At 41.7% G+C, this 17,108-nt stretch carries 15 protein-coding genes; 6 read left to right on the plus strand and 9 right to left on the minus strand.

Features of this window, described 5'->3' with window-relative positions; genetic code table 11:
* Nucleotide 1: 1 nt before the first annotated feature.
* The 7 genes from OFO00_RS07370 to OFO00_RS07400 all read right to left on the minus strand — a co-directional run bounded on the left by OFO00_RS07370 (nucleotide 2) and on the right by OFO00_RS07400 (nucleotide 7,232).
* Nucleotides 2-748 (minus strand): hypothetical protein, encoded by a 747-nt coding sequence (locus tag OFO00_RS07370; RefSeq protein WP_270862330.1) that lies wholly within the window; start codon nucleotides 746-748, stop codon nucleotides 2-4.
* A 121-nt stretch (nucleotides 749-869) separates the two neighbouring features.
* On the minus strand, nucleotides 870-3,080 hold the full coding sequence (locus OFO00_RS07375; RefSeq protein WP_270865495.1) for an endonuclease MutS2: 2,211 nt from the start codon (nucleotides 3,078-3,080) through the stop codon (nucleotides 870-872).
* Nucleotides 3,077-3,418 (minus strand): hypothetical protein, encoded by a 342-nt coding sequence (locus OFO00_RS07380; RefSeq protein ID WP_270865496.1) that lies wholly within the window; start codon nucleotides 3,416-3,418, stop codon nucleotides 3,077-3,079. The genes OFO00_RS07375 and OFO00_RS07380 overlap by 4 nt, the downstream gene beginning before the upstream one ends.
* Nucleotides 3,419-3,427: 9 nt before the next feature.
* Nucleotides 3,428-4,735: a UDP-N-acetylmuramate--L-alanine ligase gene (gene murC / locus OFO00_RS07385; protein WP_270865497.1), complete on the minus strand. Its 1,308-nt coding sequence runs from the start codon at nucleotides 4,733-4,735 to the stop codon at nucleotides 3,428-3,430.
* Nucleotides 4,736-4,753: 18 nt separating this feature from the next.
* A complete protein-coding gene (recR, locus tag OFO00_RS07390; protein ID WP_270865498.1) occupies nucleotides 4,754-5,323 on the minus strand; it encodes a recombination mediator RecR in 570 nt (189 codons plus the stop codon).
* Nucleotides 5,320-6,564 (minus strand): ArsS family sensor histidine kinase, encoded by a 1,245-nt coding sequence (locus tag OFO00_RS07395; RefSeq protein WP_270859201.1) that lies wholly within the window; start codon nucleotides 6,562-6,564, stop codon nucleotides 5,320-5,322. The genes recR and OFO00_RS07395 overlap by 4 nt, the downstream gene beginning before the upstream one ends.
* The gene (locus OFO00_RS07400; RefSeq protein ID WP_270865499.1) at nucleotides 6,561-7,232 is read right to left on the minus strand and encodes a response regulator transcription factor; all 672 of its coding nucleotides are present in this window, start codon (nucleotides 7,230-7,232) and stop codon (nucleotides 6,561-6,563) included. The genes OFO00_RS07395 and OFO00_RS07400 overlap by 4 nt, the downstream gene beginning before the upstream one ends.
* Before the next feature lie 115 nt (nucleotides 7,233-7,347).
* Here OFO00_RS07400 and dnaJ point away from each other — a divergent pair, with 115 nt between their 5' ends.
* The 5 genes from dnaJ (at nucleotide 7,348) to OFO00_RS07425 (ending at nucleotide 12,563) form a co-directional block, all read left to right on the plus strand.
* Nucleotides 7,348-8,442 (plus strand): molecular chaperone DnaJ, encoded by a 1,095-nt coding sequence (dnaJ, locus tag OFO00_RS07405; RefSeq protein ID WP_270865500.1) that lies wholly within the window; start codon nucleotides 7,348-7,350, stop codon nucleotides 8,440-8,442.
* 19 nt (nucleotides 8,443-8,461) lie between these two features.
* On the plus strand, nucleotides 8,462-8,689 hold the full coding sequence (locus OFO00_RS07410; protein ID WP_270859198.1) for a FeoA family protein: 228 nt from the start codon (nucleotides 8,462-8,464) through the stop codon (nucleotides 8,687-8,689).
* A 24-nt stretch (nucleotides 8,690-8,713) separates the two neighbouring features.
* Nucleotides 8,714-11,092 carry a ferrous iron transporter B gene (gene feoB / locus OFO00_RS07415; protein WP_270865501.1) on the plus strand — a complete coding sequence of 793 codons (2,379 nt, stop codon included), beginning with the start codon at nucleotides 8,714-8,716 and terminating at the stop codon, nucleotides 11,090-11,092.
* A gap of 1 nt (nucleotide 11,093) precedes the next feature.
* A complete protein-coding gene (locus tag OFO00_RS07420) occupies nucleotides 11,094-11,255 on the plus strand; it encodes a FeoB-associated Cys-rich membrane protein (RefSeq protein ID WP_270859196.1) in 162 nt (53 codons plus the stop codon).
* Between the two features lie 465 nt (nucleotides 11,256-11,720).
* Nucleotides 11,721-12,563: a hypothetical protein gene (locus OFO00_RS07425; protein ID WP_270865502.1), complete on the plus strand. Its 843-nt coding sequence runs from the start codon at nucleotides 11,721-11,723 to the stop codon at nucleotides 12,561-12,563.
* 186 nt (nucleotides 12,564-12,749) lie between these two features.
* Here OFO00_RS07425 and OFO00_RS07430 read toward each other — a convergent pair whose 3' ends face one another.
* Nucleotides 12,750-13,730: a M48 family metallopeptidase gene (locus OFO00_RS07430; protein WP_270865503.1), complete on the minus strand. Its 981-nt coding sequence runs from the start codon at nucleotides 13,728-13,730 to the stop codon at nucleotides 12,750-12,752.
* Nucleotides 13,706-15,028 (minus strand): MATE family efflux transporter, encoded by a 1,323-nt coding sequence (locus tag OFO00_RS07435; RefSeq protein ID WP_270865504.1) that lies wholly within the window; start codon nucleotides 15,026-15,028, stop codon nucleotides 13,706-13,708. The genes OFO00_RS07430 and OFO00_RS07435 overlap by 25 nt, the downstream gene beginning before the upstream one ends.
* A gap of 124 nt (nucleotides 15,029-15,152) precedes the next feature.
* On the opposite strand from OFO00_RS07435, the gene abc-f reads away from it, so the two are divergent.
* On the plus strand, nucleotides 15,153-17,105 hold the full coding sequence (gene abc-f / locus OFO00_RS07440; RefSeq protein ID WP_270865505.1) for a ribosomal protection-like ABC-F family protein: 1,953 nt from the start codon (nucleotides 15,153-15,155) through the stop codon (nucleotides 17,103-17,105).
* Nucleotides 17,106-17,108 lie beyond the last annotated feature (3 nt).

Raw genomic sequence — 17,108 nt, forward strand, 5'->3', positions numbered from 1 at the left:
TTTATCCTTTCAAAAAAATTTTATTATTTATGCTGTAAGGGACGAGTTTGAGAGTGAAATCCGGCGCGAAAGAGTGGGATTTGACCTCGATATGACGGCGAAAATGCTCACTTCTAGGATAGACTAGATATAGCGTGTCTAGATTTAGGTGCGAATTTTGCGAGATTGCAAGGGCGATGTCGCTTTGAATACCTGCGCCGTTTGCGTCGCCAACCTGCCTAAAAAAGGGCAAAATTCCAAGGCGAAATTCGCCCTTTTGTATGACGATAACCTCGCCATTTAGCGAGATTTGGCAGTTTTTGTTTTTGTATGAAATTTTGTCAAACACGAAATTTTTAAATCCGCTTGAAGCATCGAAATTAATGCCAAATTCGCCGTTGTTTTGAAGCAGGGCGATGATTTTGGCGACTTTGAGTTTTGGCAAGCTCGCGCAAAGTGGAGCCTTTTTGCCCTGTAAAAATGAGTAAATGATTAAATTTGAAGTAAGGCAAAATTTGGTTGTTTTTTTGAAATTTAGGCTGTTTTTGGCGAGTGAAAATTTGATAAATTTATCAAAAATTTGGCGAATTTTGGTGCAATTACGGCTAAATTTATGCGGGATTTGATAAGCGCTACCAAGATTTGCGTTATACAGCGTCAAAAAAATTTGGCAAACTTGCTCTTTGCAAAATTCTTTAAAAATATCTGGCACGAAATCTTTGTTTCCAGCAAAGCCGAAAATTTCGTTATTTGGTGTGAAATTTTTCATCGCTAACCTTTTATATTTTGATATTTGATATTATTATAGTGGATTGTAGATTAAATTTAACTGATACCAAATATCATAAAAGCAAAAATTTCACACTAAATTTTGAAATTTCACGCAAATTTTAGAGTTTGACGACCTTGCTTCCAAAACCCCCTTCGTTCGGGGCTCCGTCGCGGAAATCTTTCACGCTTGGGTGTGATTTGAGAAACTCTTTTACGGCGTAGGCTAGTTTGCCAGTGCCGATTCCATGCTTTACGATAACCTCGTCAAAGCCCATTACAAGGCTTTGGCTGATGAATTTATCAAGGCGCGTTATCGCCTCATCGGCGCGCAGTCCGTGCAAATCTAGCACGAGCGAGGCTTCGCGCGGTTTTTCGACCTTTATGCTGATTTTATTTGGCGCTGGGGCTGGCTGATTTCCGCTTAGTTTTAGCATATCGCGTGGCACACGAAGCCTTATTCCGTCGCTTTCAATCATTGCTATAGTTTTATTTAGGCTTACGATTTCGCCCTTGATTTTGCCGTATTTTACGCGATCGCCGACCTTGAAATCCACAGGCTCGCTGGCACTAAATTCCGGTTTAGAAATCGCCTTAACTAGCTCGTTTGCGTGGTTTATACTGCGTTGCTTTTCTTTGGTATCATTTAGCCTAACCGTGCGTTTGGCCTCGTTTATAGCGTGGTAATACTCGTTTTCTAGCCTAGAAATCGTGGCAGCTAGCTCGTTTTGCGCGTTTTCTTTTTGCTCTTTTAGTGTGGCGGTTAGGGCGTCTAGTTTGCGCTCTTTTTGCTCGGTGGTGATTAGTTTTTGCTTTAATTCTAGCTCTAAATTTATCGCTTTTGAGATTGCTTCGTTTAAATTCTCTTTATTTTCGCCGTAATTTTGGCGTGCGGCTGCGACTAAATTTTGCGCTATGCCATATCGTAGTGCCGTCTCAAAAGCGTATGATTTGCCGATAATTCCCTTTAAAAATTCGTATTTTGGGACGCTGTTTTTCTCATCATACAGCGCGGCGATTAGCTCGACATTGGCGTCTTTTGCCAAAAGCATTGCGAGGCGTTTGTGGTGGGTGGTGATGACCATTTTGATATCGTTTTGCATGAGACGCTCTATCATCGCGCTATACAGGCTCGCAGCCTCTTCGAAATCAGTTCCAAGCTCGATTTCATCGACGCCTACAATCATATCCTTGCGCCCAAAAAGCTTGCTAAATGCGACCATACGCCCAGCAAATGTGGAGATATCGTTTTTGGCATTTTGCGGATCTTCCATGATTAGCTCAAATTCCTTAAACGAGCCAATCTTGCTTTTTGGGGCGCAAATTCGCATAGGAAGCAGGTATTTGCCTAGCAGGCACGCACTCATTATGCTTTTTAAAAGCATTGATTTTCCGCCGGCATTTACGCCAGTAATCAGCAAAATTTTGCCCATAAATTCCACGCTGATTTTTTTAGGATTTTTTAGCGCAGGGTGTGCAAATTCGCTAATTACTATATCTTTTGAGCTATCAGCTAGCACGATTTCGTAGTCATTTGCCCTCATCATCTGCGCTCTTGCGATAAGTCCGTCAATCTCATCGAAAGATGAGTTTATAAATTTCAAAAACGGTAAATTTTTGGTGAAATTTGAACTAATTATTTTACAATGCTCGAAAATGATTTCTTCTTTTTTATCCAAAATCGCACTTTGAGCCGATTTGAGCGCGGTTACAGCATCAGGTGCGACATAAAAATATCCGTTTGCTGAGCGCCCCAAAACTGCGCCTTTTAGCGCGTGGTTAAATCCGCCTCGCACCAAAAGCGTCTCGCTGTCGTTGATATAGTGAATCTGCGTGTCGGCTAGGTAGGGCGAAATGGATTTTGTGTAGATTAGCTTTTTTAGGGTTTGATTAATCTCTTCGCGCTTGATTTTGTATGCCTCATTTAGCGCGATGAAACGCTCATCGACGCTGTCTTTGAAGGCGCCGTTTTCGTCAAAATAGTCTTTTATGGCTTTTATGCTATCTGGAATTTCGATTTTATCGAGATACGCGCGCAGTTTTCCTTCGAAATTTTGCCTTTTTAGATACAAAAAATAGCGGATAATCTTGCTAAATTCGTAAATTTCGCTTATGTGAAGCACGGCGTGTTTGCCAAGGCGCATTAGCGCGTCATCGAGGTTGGCTACGCTTTCGCATGGGCTTAGGTCAAATTTAGCGAATTCATTTATTTTTTCGAAATTTATCTTGCTATCGCCGTGCAAAAATAGCGGTTTTTCGCGCGCCAAATATGAGTTAAATTTCGCCAAATACTCGCTTAAATCGAGTTTTTTAAACAGCTCGTCTATGTTCATAATTCACACTCTTTAATCTCGTAAATTTTGCCGTTGTATGGGTGTGGGGCGTCTTTTTTGGCGATGAAGGAATTTAGCGAAAACGAGTAGGTAAAATGCGCGCTCTCCACGCTCTCGCCACGGCATTTCACGCTTTTTCCAGCGTTAAAGGCATTTACGATTTGCTGGGAATTTTTAGCAAAATTTGCGCTAAAATTTTCGTAAAAATAGACGCTACCTCCCACGCATAAAATAATCGCAGTAAGCAAAATTTTAAATTTTGTATTTAAAATTTTATTATCCACGAAAAAAATCGCCACTATGAATAAAAAAGCAAAAATAAAAATTAAAAATCGCACAACTTTTCCTTAAAATTCGCCACGCAACTGATATGTGATATCACCTGCGCCAAAGCCGATTACTAGGCCGTCATTGATGATATGGCGCACGCCAAAAATATCGCTGAATTCGATCTTTTCGCCATTTCTAAATACTCTCTCGGCAAAAAGCGGATTAAGAGCTTTAAACTCCTCTTTTAAATCCACGCCGTTTGGGTTCTCGCCGGCTGCATACACAGGCAAAATCACCAAATCTACGCCTTCTCCAAAGCACTCTTTAAACCCGGCTAAATTTGCCTTTAACCTGCTGTATCTGTGTGGCTGGAAAATCGCCGTAATCTTGCTAATGCCTAGCAAGGCGGCGTATTCTTTCGCGCTTTTTAGCGTAGCGGCGATCTCTGTGGGGTGATGACCATAGTCGTCGATTAGGACGAAATTTGGATTGGCGCAGAGTATGTCAAAACGCTTTTTAATGCCTTTGTAGTTTAATAAATTTTGGCGTATGTTTTCTAGCCCCGTTTCGCACGCAGCGGCTAAAATCGCTAGCGATGCGTCGATCGCGATATGCTCGCCAATCCCAAAAACCTCGAATCTGCCAAGCTCTTTGAGATTGAAGCTAAGATAGGGTTGATTATCACGCAAAACCATTTTTAAATCCGTGATATCGCGCGAAGGGTAGAGTTTAATCGCGCTTAAATTTAACGAGCCTAAAAATTCGTCCTCGGCGTTTATTACGCGAATTTTAGCCCTTTCTAAAAATCCACGATATGCGGCGTGAAATTTGTCTAAATCATTATCGTAATGATCCATGTGCTCAGGTTCTGCGTTGGTTACCACGGCGACATAAGGGTTGGAGTTAAGAAAGCTAGAATCGCTCTCGTCGGCTTCAAAAATGATATTTTCGCTGTTTTCGTATTTCATATTTGAGCCAAACTGCTTGCTAATCGCGCCGATGATAACCGAGCCATTTATCAGCGATGAGGCAATCGCGCTCGTGGTGCTTTTGCCGTGCGCCCCAGCCACGGCAAATACATGCTTGTCTTTTAGCACATAAGGCAAGGCTTCTTTGCGTGATAGGCATTTGATACCGCGCCTTTTGGCTTCGACTAGCTCGACATTATCCTCTTTGATAGCGGCTGAATACACCACGACCTCTTGATCTTTTATCGCCTCTGCGCTGTGTGGGGTGTTGATATCCATACCGCTTTCGCGTAGTTTTATCGTAGTAGGGCTTTCTGAAATATCAGAGCCTGAAATCGTGTAATTTCGCTCCTGCAAAAATCTAGCTAGCGCGCTGATTCCGATACCGCCAATGCCTATGAAATGAACTTTTTTCACTATTTTTTCCTTTTAAATTTATATATTTGTGCGCCCGTTGATTGCCTTCATAAGCGAAAGCATATCTATATTATCCAAGCTTACGCCAGTTGGCACGCCTTGGGCAAGCTTGCTAAAACGCAAATTTAAATCAGAGAGTTTATCCTCGACATAGAGCATAATCCCGTCTGAATTTATACTAGGCGTTAGCGCAAAAATCAGCTCATTTGCGCCATTTTGGATTATCATGGCGCGAAGTTTGTCGATGATTTCTTCGCTAGCGTCTTCTAAGACAAAATATTTGCCGTTAAAAATTTTATTACTCTCAAAGATAAAAATATCTTTCGGACTCTCTACAATGGCGATTTTCTCGCTCTCTCGCTCCTCATCGGCGCAGTATTCGCAAATCTCGTCCTCACAAATCGCACCGCAAATTTCGCATTTTTTTAGCCCCCGCACAGCTTCTTCGATATTGTGAGCTAAATTTAGCCCGAGGGTTGAATTTTGCACGCCGACATAATACGCAAAACGCAAAGCCGACTTTTTGCCCACGCCCGGGAGCTTTTCGAAGCTAGCAACTAGCTCTTCAAATTTATCATTTGCACTCATTTTTTACTGCCTGGATTGTTGAAAATTATAGAAAAATAATGTGTATTATCTGAATAATTATAAGTAAAGCTAAATTTGTGAAGTTCGCAAATTTTATCTATGATATACAGCCCAAGCCCCATGCCAGTGGCCTTTTCGTTTTTGTTGCGAATAAAGGCTTGTTTATAGTGCTCGAAGGATTTTTCAAGCGCGGCTCCGTGGTTGGCTACGCTGATTTTATTCTCGTCGCAAATCACGCTGACATGGTGATCGCTGGAATATTTTAGGCCATTGTCGATTAAATTTTTAATCGCCAAGGCAAAAAGCCCAAAATCGACATTGATAATGGCGTCATCTTCGATATTTTCGGCAACCAAGCTATCCCATTTATCTAGCATTGACATATCGCGAACCTGCTCTAAAATCAGGCTGAAATGGTATTTTTGGTAATTTAGCGTGTAGCTTTTCGATAGTAGTTGCTCGATTTTTGCAAATTCATTAATCAAAATTTCAAGCCGCTCAAAAACAGCCACAAGACGCGTCTTTTGCGTCTCGTCATCGAGCATTTCGGTGATTAGTCTGCCTTTGCCAATCGGAGTTTTTAGCTCGTGCATTATAGTGCGTAAAAACAGCTGTCGAGAGCGGATAAGCTCTTGAATTTTAATAATCGCGTTGTTAAATTCATGCGCTACTTGGCCGATTTCGTCCTCTCTGCGAATTTGTTTTAAATCAATCTCCAAATTTCCAAGTGAGAATTGTTTTATGTTTTTGCTAAGCTTTTTCAGTGGCGCAAAACTGCGTAAAATCGAGAGATACAGCGAAAACAAAACCACAATAGTAATCAAAAATCCCACCCAGAGCGGATCGTTTAAATTTTTGGTGCCAATGCTCTCAAAAACCACGACCATTGAGTTGTTTTTGATATTTAAAAACAGAGTGTTGTTATACTCGATCGAGCTAATCTCGCCTATGGCAGTTTCTTGCGCGAAGTATTTTTTGCCCGAAATAAGGACATTTTGGACTAAATTTTTATCCTTGACAAGCTCCAAGCCAAAATTTGAAAAATAGCTTTCGATATCTTGTGGCGGGTTGTTTCGTTTGTAGGATTCTAGCAGGTAATTTACGGCGTTGATTTGGTTTGCTTGCATGCTACCTAGGGCTTTGTTCATTTGAATTCGCCCAAATGTGATAAACAGCACGCAAACCAAAATTATCGCAGTTACGAAAAATATCGTAATTTTCGTGATTAAAGAGTGCTTCATCCGATGAGCTTATATCCGATTCCGCGAACTGAAAAAATATGTTTTGGTGATTTTGAGTTGTCTCCGATTTTGGTGCGAAGGCGACCGATAATGACATCAAGGCTCTTTGAGTCTTTGTCTTTTAGGCTCTTGCAGTGATATACTAACTGCTCGCGAGAAACTGAAAAGCTGTGTTGTTTGATGAGATATTCTAAAATTTCATATTCAGCCGGAGTTAGCACGAGTGCCTCTTCGCCAAAGTAAATTTCATGGCGTTTTTCATCTATGCGAAATACACTATCAGCGACGGTTTCTTCTTTTTCGATTGTTTTTTTGTAACGGCGAATTAGGCTCATAATGCGTGCGTGCATTTCCTTTGGATCGTAAGGTTTAGGTAGATAATCATCTGCACCGATTTGCAGACCCACGACCTTGTCGCTGACATCAGATTTGGCCGAGCTAATGATGATTGGAATATCGTATTTTTCGCGGATTTCTTTGCATACTTCCAGTCCGTCCATGCCAGGAAGAGTTAAATCCAAAATTAGCAAATCATAGTTTTTGATTCCGGCACTTAGTCCGATATATGGGTCTTCGAAATTTGTAACATTGATATTAAATTTAGCCAAATATTCACTTAGCAAAGTAGCAAATTCGCTATCGTCTTCGATCATAAGCACATTTACCATGACGCGTCCTTTATAAAAATTTTGAAATTTTGCATTATATTGTAAAATAGTTAAATCTTAACTTGCATTTTAGCAAATTTAGATAAAATTGAGCCTTTTTAGTTTAGGAGAGATAATGGAAGAAGATTATTATGATATTTTAGGCGTGGCGCGCGACGCGGACGCTGAAACGATAAAAAAAGCATTTCGCAAACTAGCCTTGCAGCACCACCCAGACCGCAACCAAGGCAACAAAGAGAGCGAAGAGCAGTTTAAGAAAATAAACGAAGCTTACCAAGTCCTAGGCGATGAAGAAAAACGCAAAATGTATGATAGATACGGCAAAGAGGGCTTATCTGGCGGATTTGGCGGTGGCGGTAGCGCAGGAGATGCCTTTGGGTTTGGTTCGATGTTTAGCGACTTTTTCGAGCAAGCCTTTGGCGGAGGCGGTAGCAGAGCCAAACGAAGTGTCGATCCGTATGGCATAGATACAGAATTAGCCGTTACTTTGGAATTTAAAGAAGCTCTGCGCGGTGTGCATAAAGATGTCAAATACAAAATCAAAAAACCATGCCCTACCTGCGACGCAACAGGCTCAAAAGACAAGAAAAAACACACCTGCCAAACTTGTGGTGGTTCTGGACGAATTATGGCAAGGCGTGGATATATGAGCTTTATTCAGACATGCTCGGCGTGTGGTGGAAGCGGAGAGAGCATAAAAGAAAAATGCAAAGATTGTGGTGGCAAGGCATATATCGAGGAGGAAATCAGCGTCAAATTTGACATACCAGCAGGAATTGATGATGGACAAAGAATTCGTCTAGCTGGTAAGGGAAATGTCTCTAAAACGGGCGAGGTCGGCGATGTTTATGTGCTAATTAGAGTGCGCGCTGATAGCCATTTCGAGCGCGACGGCGATGATTTGTATATCGAAGTGCCTGTGTTTTTCACCCAAGCGATTTTGGGCGAGAGTATCGAAGTGCCAACCCCTGAGGGCAAGACCGAGTTAAAATTAAAAGTAGGAAGCAAAGACAAAGATAGATTTGTAATCCATGGTGAAGGTGCGCCAAATATCAGAACGAAGCAAAAAGGCGATTTGATTGTGCAAATCAGCGTCCAAACCCCAAAGAAACTAAACGACAAACAAACCGAGCTTTTGCGCGAGTTGCAAGCTAGCTTTGGCGAAAATGACGAGGGAATTTTAAGCAAAATCAAAAATTTCTTTAAATAATGAAATTTATGGAGAATTTATGCAAAGGCTAAACGAGGTAAAAATCGGCGCAAGTGTCAAGGTGGTCAAAATCCACGGAGACGGCGCACTTAGGCGCAGGATTATGGATATGGGGATTACAAAAGGCATTGAGATAAAGCTAAAAAAAGCTGCCCCCTTAGGCGATCCTTTGGAGCTAGGCGTGAGAGGATACGAGCTCTCGCTACGCAAGGCTGACGCGTCATTGATAGAGGTCGAAAATTTATAAAATTTGCAATTTTAAAGAGTAAAAATGATAAAAATCGCACTTGTAGGAAATCCAAATTGTGGCAAAACGACATTTTTTAACGCCCTAACTGGGGCAAATGCCTTTGTGGGCAACTGGCCGGGCGTAACGGTTGAAAAAAAAGAGGGCTGTTTAATCGGCAAAGAAAATATCATAATCACCGATTTGCCGGGCATTTACTCGCTCTCGCCATACACGCCAGAAGAGATTGTGGCGCGCAATTATTTATTGCACGAAAATCCAGATGTGATTTTAAATATCATCGACGGGACGAATTTAGAGCGAAATTTATACCTTAGCACGCAACTTTTGGAGCTTGAAATTCCAATGGTAATCGCTGTGAATATGACCGATATTTTGCGCAAAAGAGGCGATAAAATCGATTTAAAACTTCTTAGCAAAACCCTTGGCGCGCCGTGCGTGGAGATTTCTGCGCTTAAAAATATCGGCACGAATTTATGCGTGGAGCTAGCAATCGAGACTAGCAAAAACCCTGCCCCGCACCCAAAACACGATTTTTGTGGCGCAGCCGAACACGCGCTAGCACATATCGAAGACGCTGTTTTAAAGGGCAAAAAGGGTGATAGGTGGTATGCGGTTAAAATTTTTGAGCGCGATGAGAGCGTGCTAAAAGAGCTAAAAATCGAAAAAGCCAAATTTAGCCTAATCGAGGAAAAAATAAAATCCTGTGAAACCGAGCTCGATGACGATAGCGTGGGGATTATCGCAAACGAGCGATACAACTATATCGCGCGTGTAAAAGAGGCGTGTTTTATCAAAAACACAGATTTCGTGGCAAATGCCAGCGAAAATATCGACAAGGTTTTGACGCATAGAATTTTCGCTTTGCCGATTTTTGCGGTGATTATGTTTATCGTGTATTACACTTCGGTTACGGGCGTGGGTGGGCTGATGACGGACACCGTAAATGACGGGATTTTTGGCGACGGATTTTTCGTGGGAAGTGGCGAAAAATACGAGCAGGCTCTTAGCGAGCATTTGCAAAGCAAAATTTGCACGAGCGAATTTGTAGGCGCGCTAGATTTGATAAATCCTGAATTTAGCGCAGCCTCAGAAAATCTCAAAACTGCTTGCAATGAAGGTGATTTTGGCGCATTTAGCGAAAATTTTGACGCGCTAAGCGGTGAAATTTCGCAAATTTCAAACGCAAATTTAAAAGAGCAAATTTCACTAGCTAGTGCGAATTTAGAGGCCCAAATTTTGCCAAATCCTAGCGAGTATGGGCTGTATTTGCGTGGGCTTCCTGTGGTAATGGACGAGTTTTTGGAGCGCATAAACTGCGCGCAGTGGCTAAAAAGTCTTATAATCGACGGCGTTATTAGCGGTGTGGGAGCGGTGCTTGGCTTCGTGCCACAAATGGCGGTGCTTTTTATCTTTTTAGCGTTTTTGGAGGCGTGCGGATATATGACGCGCGTGGCTTTTGTGCTGGATCGCGCATTTCGTAAATTTGGGCTTAGTGGCAAGTCCTTTATCCCTATGCTAATCGGCACAGGCTGTGGCGTGCCTGGCGTGCTAGCTACGCGCACAATCGAGAGCGAAAAAGACCGCAAAATGGGCATTATGACGACGACATTTATGCCGTGTTCGGCAAAAATGCCGATGATTGCGCTCATTTCCGCTGCGCTTTTTGGCGGAGTGTGGTGGGTGGCACCTAGTGCGTATTTTCTAGGGATTTGCGCGATTGTGATTTCAGGGCTAATGCTTAAAAAAACGCCGATGTTTGCGGGCAAACCTGCGCCTTTTGTCTTGGAGCTGCCGCCATATCACATGCCGACGCTCAAAAATATTTACCGAAGCGTCAAAGAGCGCGTTAGCTCGTTTATCAAAAACGCTGGAACGATAATTTTCATCTCATCGGTGCTGATTTGGTGCGGATCGAGGTTTGGCTTCGCGGACGGAGGCTTTGTCTTTGACATAGAGCTTGATTTAAACGATAGCTTTATCGGTAAAATCGGCGCGTTTGTGGCGCCTGTGTTTGCGCCACTGGGCTTTGGCGACGCGAAGTCTGCAATCGCCACGCTTATGGGCTTAGTAGCCAAAGAAGAGGTCGTGGCGGTCTTTGGGATACTCGATTTCTCGGGGCTTGACACGCTTAGTGGATATGCGTTTTTGGCTTTTAACCTGCTTTGTGCGCCTTGCATAGCGGCAATGGCGACAATCGCAAAAGAGATGAGAAGTGCGCGCTGGACGGCGTTTGCGCTTGTGTATCAGACGCTGTTTTCTTACGCGGTCGCGCTTATGATTTATCAATTCGGCAGATTTTTTAGTGGTGCGCAAGGCGTGGGAGTGGGGCTTTTCGTGGCGTGCGCGTGCGCTGTGCTGATGATTTTAATGCTAGCAAAACCTTATAAAGAGAAAATTTGATATGCAAACTTTAACACAAAATATCGGAACAATCGCGGTTTTAGTGGTGCTTGGTGGGCTTTTGTTTTTGGCGGCAAGAAGCTTTGCGAAAAACAAAAATTCCTGCAACAAATGCGAGGGCTGTGGCTGTAATAACCCGCAAGAGTGCAAAAAAGACGAGTGAGGGTGATTTTGCCTTTGCAAGGTGCGCTTGGCGCGAATCTATGAACCCTGCGCCTGATTTGCCGTTGCGCGGTAATCAAAGCGCAAATTTTGCTTAATCTGTCATTGCGAGAATTTTTGCGAAGCAAAAATTCGTGGCAATCTACGATTTTAAAATTCCAAAACGCAAATTTCGTGTAATTGCGAAATTTTAGTAATAAAATTGAAGCGATAAACTCGCTAATTGCCACCATAGAAGCCAAATCAGAGCTACAAGCTCACATACTAAAATCAAATTTAACGCTTAAAAAGCTTAGCTTAATCGCAGAGCAAAGCAAGAAGTGTGAGTGAGGGAGAGATGATTAAAAATGCAAATTTAAATTTTACTAGTTGCTTGAATTTCAAAATTCAGAAGTAGGTTTAAATTTGTGAATTTAAAAAATTCAGTATCACAGATACTGACCGAGATTTTATAAAAGGATTAAATTTGGAAAACAGAAATTTCAAAAACGATATTTTTAATAAAAATAAGAATTTGAGGGATTACGATAAAGAGCCGTTGGTTTTGCGTAATTATACTAGCTGGGCTTTGGCTTTCAATTTTTTACTAATTTTTGCATTTTGGGTTATTGCTTCATTGTTTATTTTAAACAAATTTGATGAATTTGAATACGGATATTTAGAAATAGGCGAAACTATACGAACAATTGTTATTTTTGGATTTATAATGATTTTTATGTTATTGCTTGATTTTTTAAATATTTCTAATATGAAATCACACTATACTTATTTCTACAACTCAAAAGCTGTATTTTACAATCATAAAAATCAAGTCGATGAGACAATACATTTCCGAGTTATGGGAGATAGGATTGTGCTTTGCAATCCTTATGATAATCCAATCAGTTATGATATTTCGCATGTAAAAAAAGAAGAAGGCAAAATGGTATTTTGTTCTTTTTTACGCATAATCTTTACAGAGGCTTTTGGCTGGATATTTTTAAGTGGATTTATAATAGCAAATTTGGGTTCTAGGGATAGTTTTGGACTATTCTTATTGAGTGTGCTTATCACAATATTTATGTTATTTGTAGCTGAATTTTTAGAAATTTTAGTCTTTATGGGAATTTATAAAAAATCAAACAAAAGTCTTAAAAATTTTTGGAAATATGCTAGAAAATTTCAAATAAACATAGAGTGGGCTTCGATCGAAAGGTGGAAAGTTGCTCCAACTATCAATATGTTTTATTTTAATCAAAAAGACCACGACGAATTAAGAAAATATGTATTAAGCATATTTCACAGAGATATTGACAATAATTTAAAATAAAAATTTTCTAATAAGGAGACAAAAAATGAGTAATTCTAGTAGAATTCACAAGGCTACTAGTGAGCTAAACAAAGCAGAATAGAGATTATAAATTTTGATAAATTTTAAAAATTCTCTAAATTTTGCACGCGTAGATTGCTTCGTCAAGGCTTGCGCCTTTTCTCGCAATGACAACAGGGGCACAAATTATCTATTTTTCACCAGATTAATTCGCTCTTTGAAATCAGGCATAATCCCAGCTATGAAGTCGTAAAATTCGCGCCTGTGGTGGGCGTAGATGAGGTGAGTTAGCTCGTGAAGCACGACATAATGGACAAAGCGCAAATCTTTTTCGACCAATTTTAACGACAAATTTATGTAGCCCTTCGTGCTGTTGCAGCTGCCCCAGCGCGTCTTCATATCGCGCACGACTAGGCGATTGACACTCTTTTGCACGAACGGCAAGTAGAGTTTAATCAAATCTTTGTATAAATTTAACGCCAAAAATTTCTTAAATTTCGCAAATTCTATCTCGTTTGCGCAGTAAATTTCGCTTCCTAAAACGGCGATTTTGCCGTTAAATTTCGCCAAATTTTGCGCCAAAATTTCGTTTGGCGTGGCTGGCGTGGCTGGCGTGGCTGGCGTGGCTGGCGTGGCTGGCGTGGCTGGCGTGGCTGGCGTGGCGTTCGTGGCGTTCGTGGCGTTCGTGGCGTTCGTGGCGTTCGTGGCGTTCGTGGCGTTCGTGGCGTTCGTGGAATTCGTGTTTGGCGTGGCACTCGGCGCACTATCACTCGCAAAATTTGTGTCAAATTTTAGCGCACTATCACTCGCGCTACTCTCACTAAATTTCGGCGCAGTATCGCCACCGCTAAAATTTTGCGCACTAAATTTCGGCGCAGTATTCCACAAATCCGCAAATTTCTCGCCAAATTTCAGCTCATAAATTTGCCCTAAAATTTCTACTTCATTTTCATCTAACGCCAAATTTTCGTATTTTTCTAAGGTTTTTTTAATCCAAATTTCATGCGATGCGATAAATTCCTGCGCCCTTTTCGCGCTCCAAAACCACGGCACGCTAGCGCGCACGGCGCAATCAGGACTAATGCGAATCCTAGCGTATTTGACGCGCTTGAAACTAGCCACGACGCAAATTTCGCCCAAATTTAGACTAATCGTTTGCTCTGCCATTTTTTGCTAATCCACCGCCAAGTATTCGCTCCGCCTCTGAGCCACTCATCGCACAAAAACCCAATCCAAACGCCCAAAATCCCGATTCCAAGCGAAATGCCTAAAAAATACCCCACCGGAAGCGACACGCCCCACATAAAGATTAACCCCATTAAAAACGGAAATCTCGCATCGCCACTGGCGCGTAGAGCATTTACGAAAACGATATTGAAAGTGCGCCCAAGCTCTAAGATTATCGTTAGATAAAACAGCGGCCGCATGATTTCTTTGTGCGCCCCACCCAGATTTAGCACGCTCATGATTAGCTCGCGCGTGAAAAAGACGACCGCGATGAAAAACGCCGTGACGATTAGACCGATTTTTAGCGCGTGAAAGGTGTGTGAATACGCGCGTTCTGGCTCTTTTGCGCCCACTAGGCGACCTACGATGACCTCGTTTGCCATGCTAATGGCACTTCCGCCAAAGAAAATAAAGCTTGAAATCTGAAAATAAATCGTCTGCACCGTAAGACTTGCCTCGCCCATACTCGCTACAAAGGCAAAGGCGACTAGATATTGCGTGATCCAAAGCAGATTTTCCCCAGCGCTCGGCAGTCCCACGGATAAAATTTTGCGTAAAATTTCAAATTTTATTTTCAAAAACATTGAAAAGTAAAATTTTAGTTTTATGATTTTTACGGCAATTAGCGCGAAAAGTATCACGCCCACAATCCGCCCGATAATCGTGCTAATTCCCACGCCAAAAAGCCCATAAAATGGCAGTCCAAAGGGCTGGAAAAGTGCGATAAAATTTCCAACCAAAGTGATGATATTCATCGTTACTGAGATGATGATTATGTAGTTTGCATAGCCATACACGCGGATTATCGCGCTAAAAACTATCGCCACAGCGTCGATTGCAAAGACAATGCTAATGATTTTTAGATAAATCGTGCTATCAGCGAGAAGTTCGCTTGGCACCTGTAAGGCACGGAGTAAAAGCGTGGCGCACGAAAATACAAAAACCCCGCTAAGTCCGCCGATTAGGGCGTTAAAGGTAATGCTAGTATGTATTGCGCGCAGGGCTAAAATTTTATTCCTAGCCCCCAGAGCTTGGGCGACCACGACCGAGCAACCCACAGCCAAAAACCCAAAAACCGTGATAAAAAGCAAAAATACCTGATTGCCAGCGCCCAGCGCGCCTACGAGCCTGACATCGACAAGGCTTATCATATAGGTGTTAATCAGCGCGGTAACTAGGCGCAAAAACATATCCGCATAGATTGCTAGGCTTAGTTTTGTTAGTGAAATTTCCTTCATTAATTCTCTTTTTTTAAAATAAGAAGCGCATTTTAGCGAAAAATTCATAGATTAAATTTAGAAATTATTCAAATTTAATATTTTTTTTACTACAATCGACAAATTTTATCTATAAAGGCAAATTTTGGCATTAGTTGATTTGATTGATGTAGTTAAAAAATTCGGTTCAAACACTGTCCTTGACGGCGTGAATTTCAGCCTAAGCTCTGGCGAGAGAGTCGCAATCATCGGCAAAAACGGCGGCGGAAAATCTACGCTGATGAAAATCATCGCTGGTGAGTATGAAATCGACGGCGGTCGTGTCATCACGCAAAATGGCATAAATATCCAAATGCTAGAACAAAGCCCGAAATTTGACGATAATCTCTCTGTCAAAGACGCCCTAAAACGCGAACTCAAAGAAATTTACGATGCCATTGATGAATACAACCAAATTTTAGAACAAATCTCAAACGACCCCCAAAACGAAGCACTTCTAACCCGCCAAAATGAGCTAAATAAATTTATCGACGCCAAAGATGGCTGGAATATCGACAATAAAATCGAGCGAATTTTGGAGCATTTTGGGCTTAAAATTTACGAAAACCGCTCGGCTTGCACGCTAAGTGGGGGCGAAATTCGCCGCGTGGCACTTGGTGCGCTGGTGCTAAAAAAGCCAGATATTTTGCTACTCGATGAGCCGACAAACCACCTTGATGTCTATATGGTGAGATTTTTGGAGGATATGCTTTTAAATTCGAAGCAAACCATACTTTTCATCTCGCACGATCGCTATTTCATCGACAAACTTGCGACCAGAAGTATCGAGATAGAGGAGGGCAAACTAAGCTTTTTTGATGGCGGATACGAAAACTATTTAAGGCGCAAACAAGAAATTTTAGCTAGCTTGCAAAAATCCCATGAAACGCTTTTAAAACAGCTAAAATACGAAGAAGAGTGGCTTCATCGTGGTGTCAAAGCTAGGCTCAAACGCGACGAGGGTCGCAAAGCCCGCGTGCTAGCCATGAGAGAAGAAGCCAAAAAAAATCCGGGCGTGATAAGGCGCGTGAAATTGGAGCTTGAACGCGCTAGTAGGAATTTCAACGGCACAGGTGGCGAGAACCGCAAAAAAATGCTTTTCGAGTGCAAAAATGTAAGTAAAATTTTAAATGGAAAAGACCTTTTTAAGGGCTTTTCGGCTAGGGTTTTGCAAGGAGAGAGGATTGGCATAGTCGGCGCAAATGGTGCTGGAAAATCGACATTATTAAAAATGTTAATTGGCAAAACTCGCATTGACGGGGGCGAGATCAAAAGGGGCGATATTAAGATCGGCTATTTTGATCAGGCTAGGTCTGAAATTTCAGGCGATAAGAGTTTGATTGAGATTTTTTGCCCAAATGGCGGAGATCACATTATGGTGCGCGGACATTATATGCATGTTTATGGCTATCTTAAAAATTTCTTATTCCCAAAAGAATTTTTGGATAAACCAGTAAGCGTGCTAAGCGGTGGCGAAAAAAACCGCGTCGCCCTTGCCAAGCTTTTTACCGAGCAATACGACTGCCTTATTTTAGATGAGCCGACGAACGATTTGGATATCGCTACAATCAACATTTTGGAAGATTATTTGCTCAGCTTCGAAGGTGCAGTTATCATCGTAAGCCACGATAGATATTTCATCGACAAAATCACAAACAAGCTTTGGGCGTTTGAAAAGGGCAAAATCGAGCAGATTTATATACCATACAGCGAGTATTTGGAGTATGAAGACGAGATAAAAGACCTTGAAATTTATGAAAGCGAGGTCGCTTCTAGCGCGGGGGATACTGCGCCCGAAATCAAAGAAAATAAAAAAGAAAAAACCGCCACGACTAAACTTAGTTATAAACAAAACAAAATTTTAGAAGAATATCCAGCCAAAATCGAAGAGATAGAAAATAGAATAAAAGAGCTAAATCACGCTCTTTCAACCCCTGAAATTTACCAACAAATCGGGCTTCAACCGCTTTTTGAAGAGCTCGAAGAGAAAAAGGGCGCACTAAATCAAATGGAAAACGAATATTTCGAGGTGCTCTCGCTGGCTGAAAATTTAAAATAGGAA

This window comes from Campylobacter sp. VBCF_04 NA7, assembly GCF_027737405.1.
Lineage (GTDB): Bacteria > Campylobacterota > Campylobacteria > Campylobacterales > Campylobacteraceae > Campylobacter_B.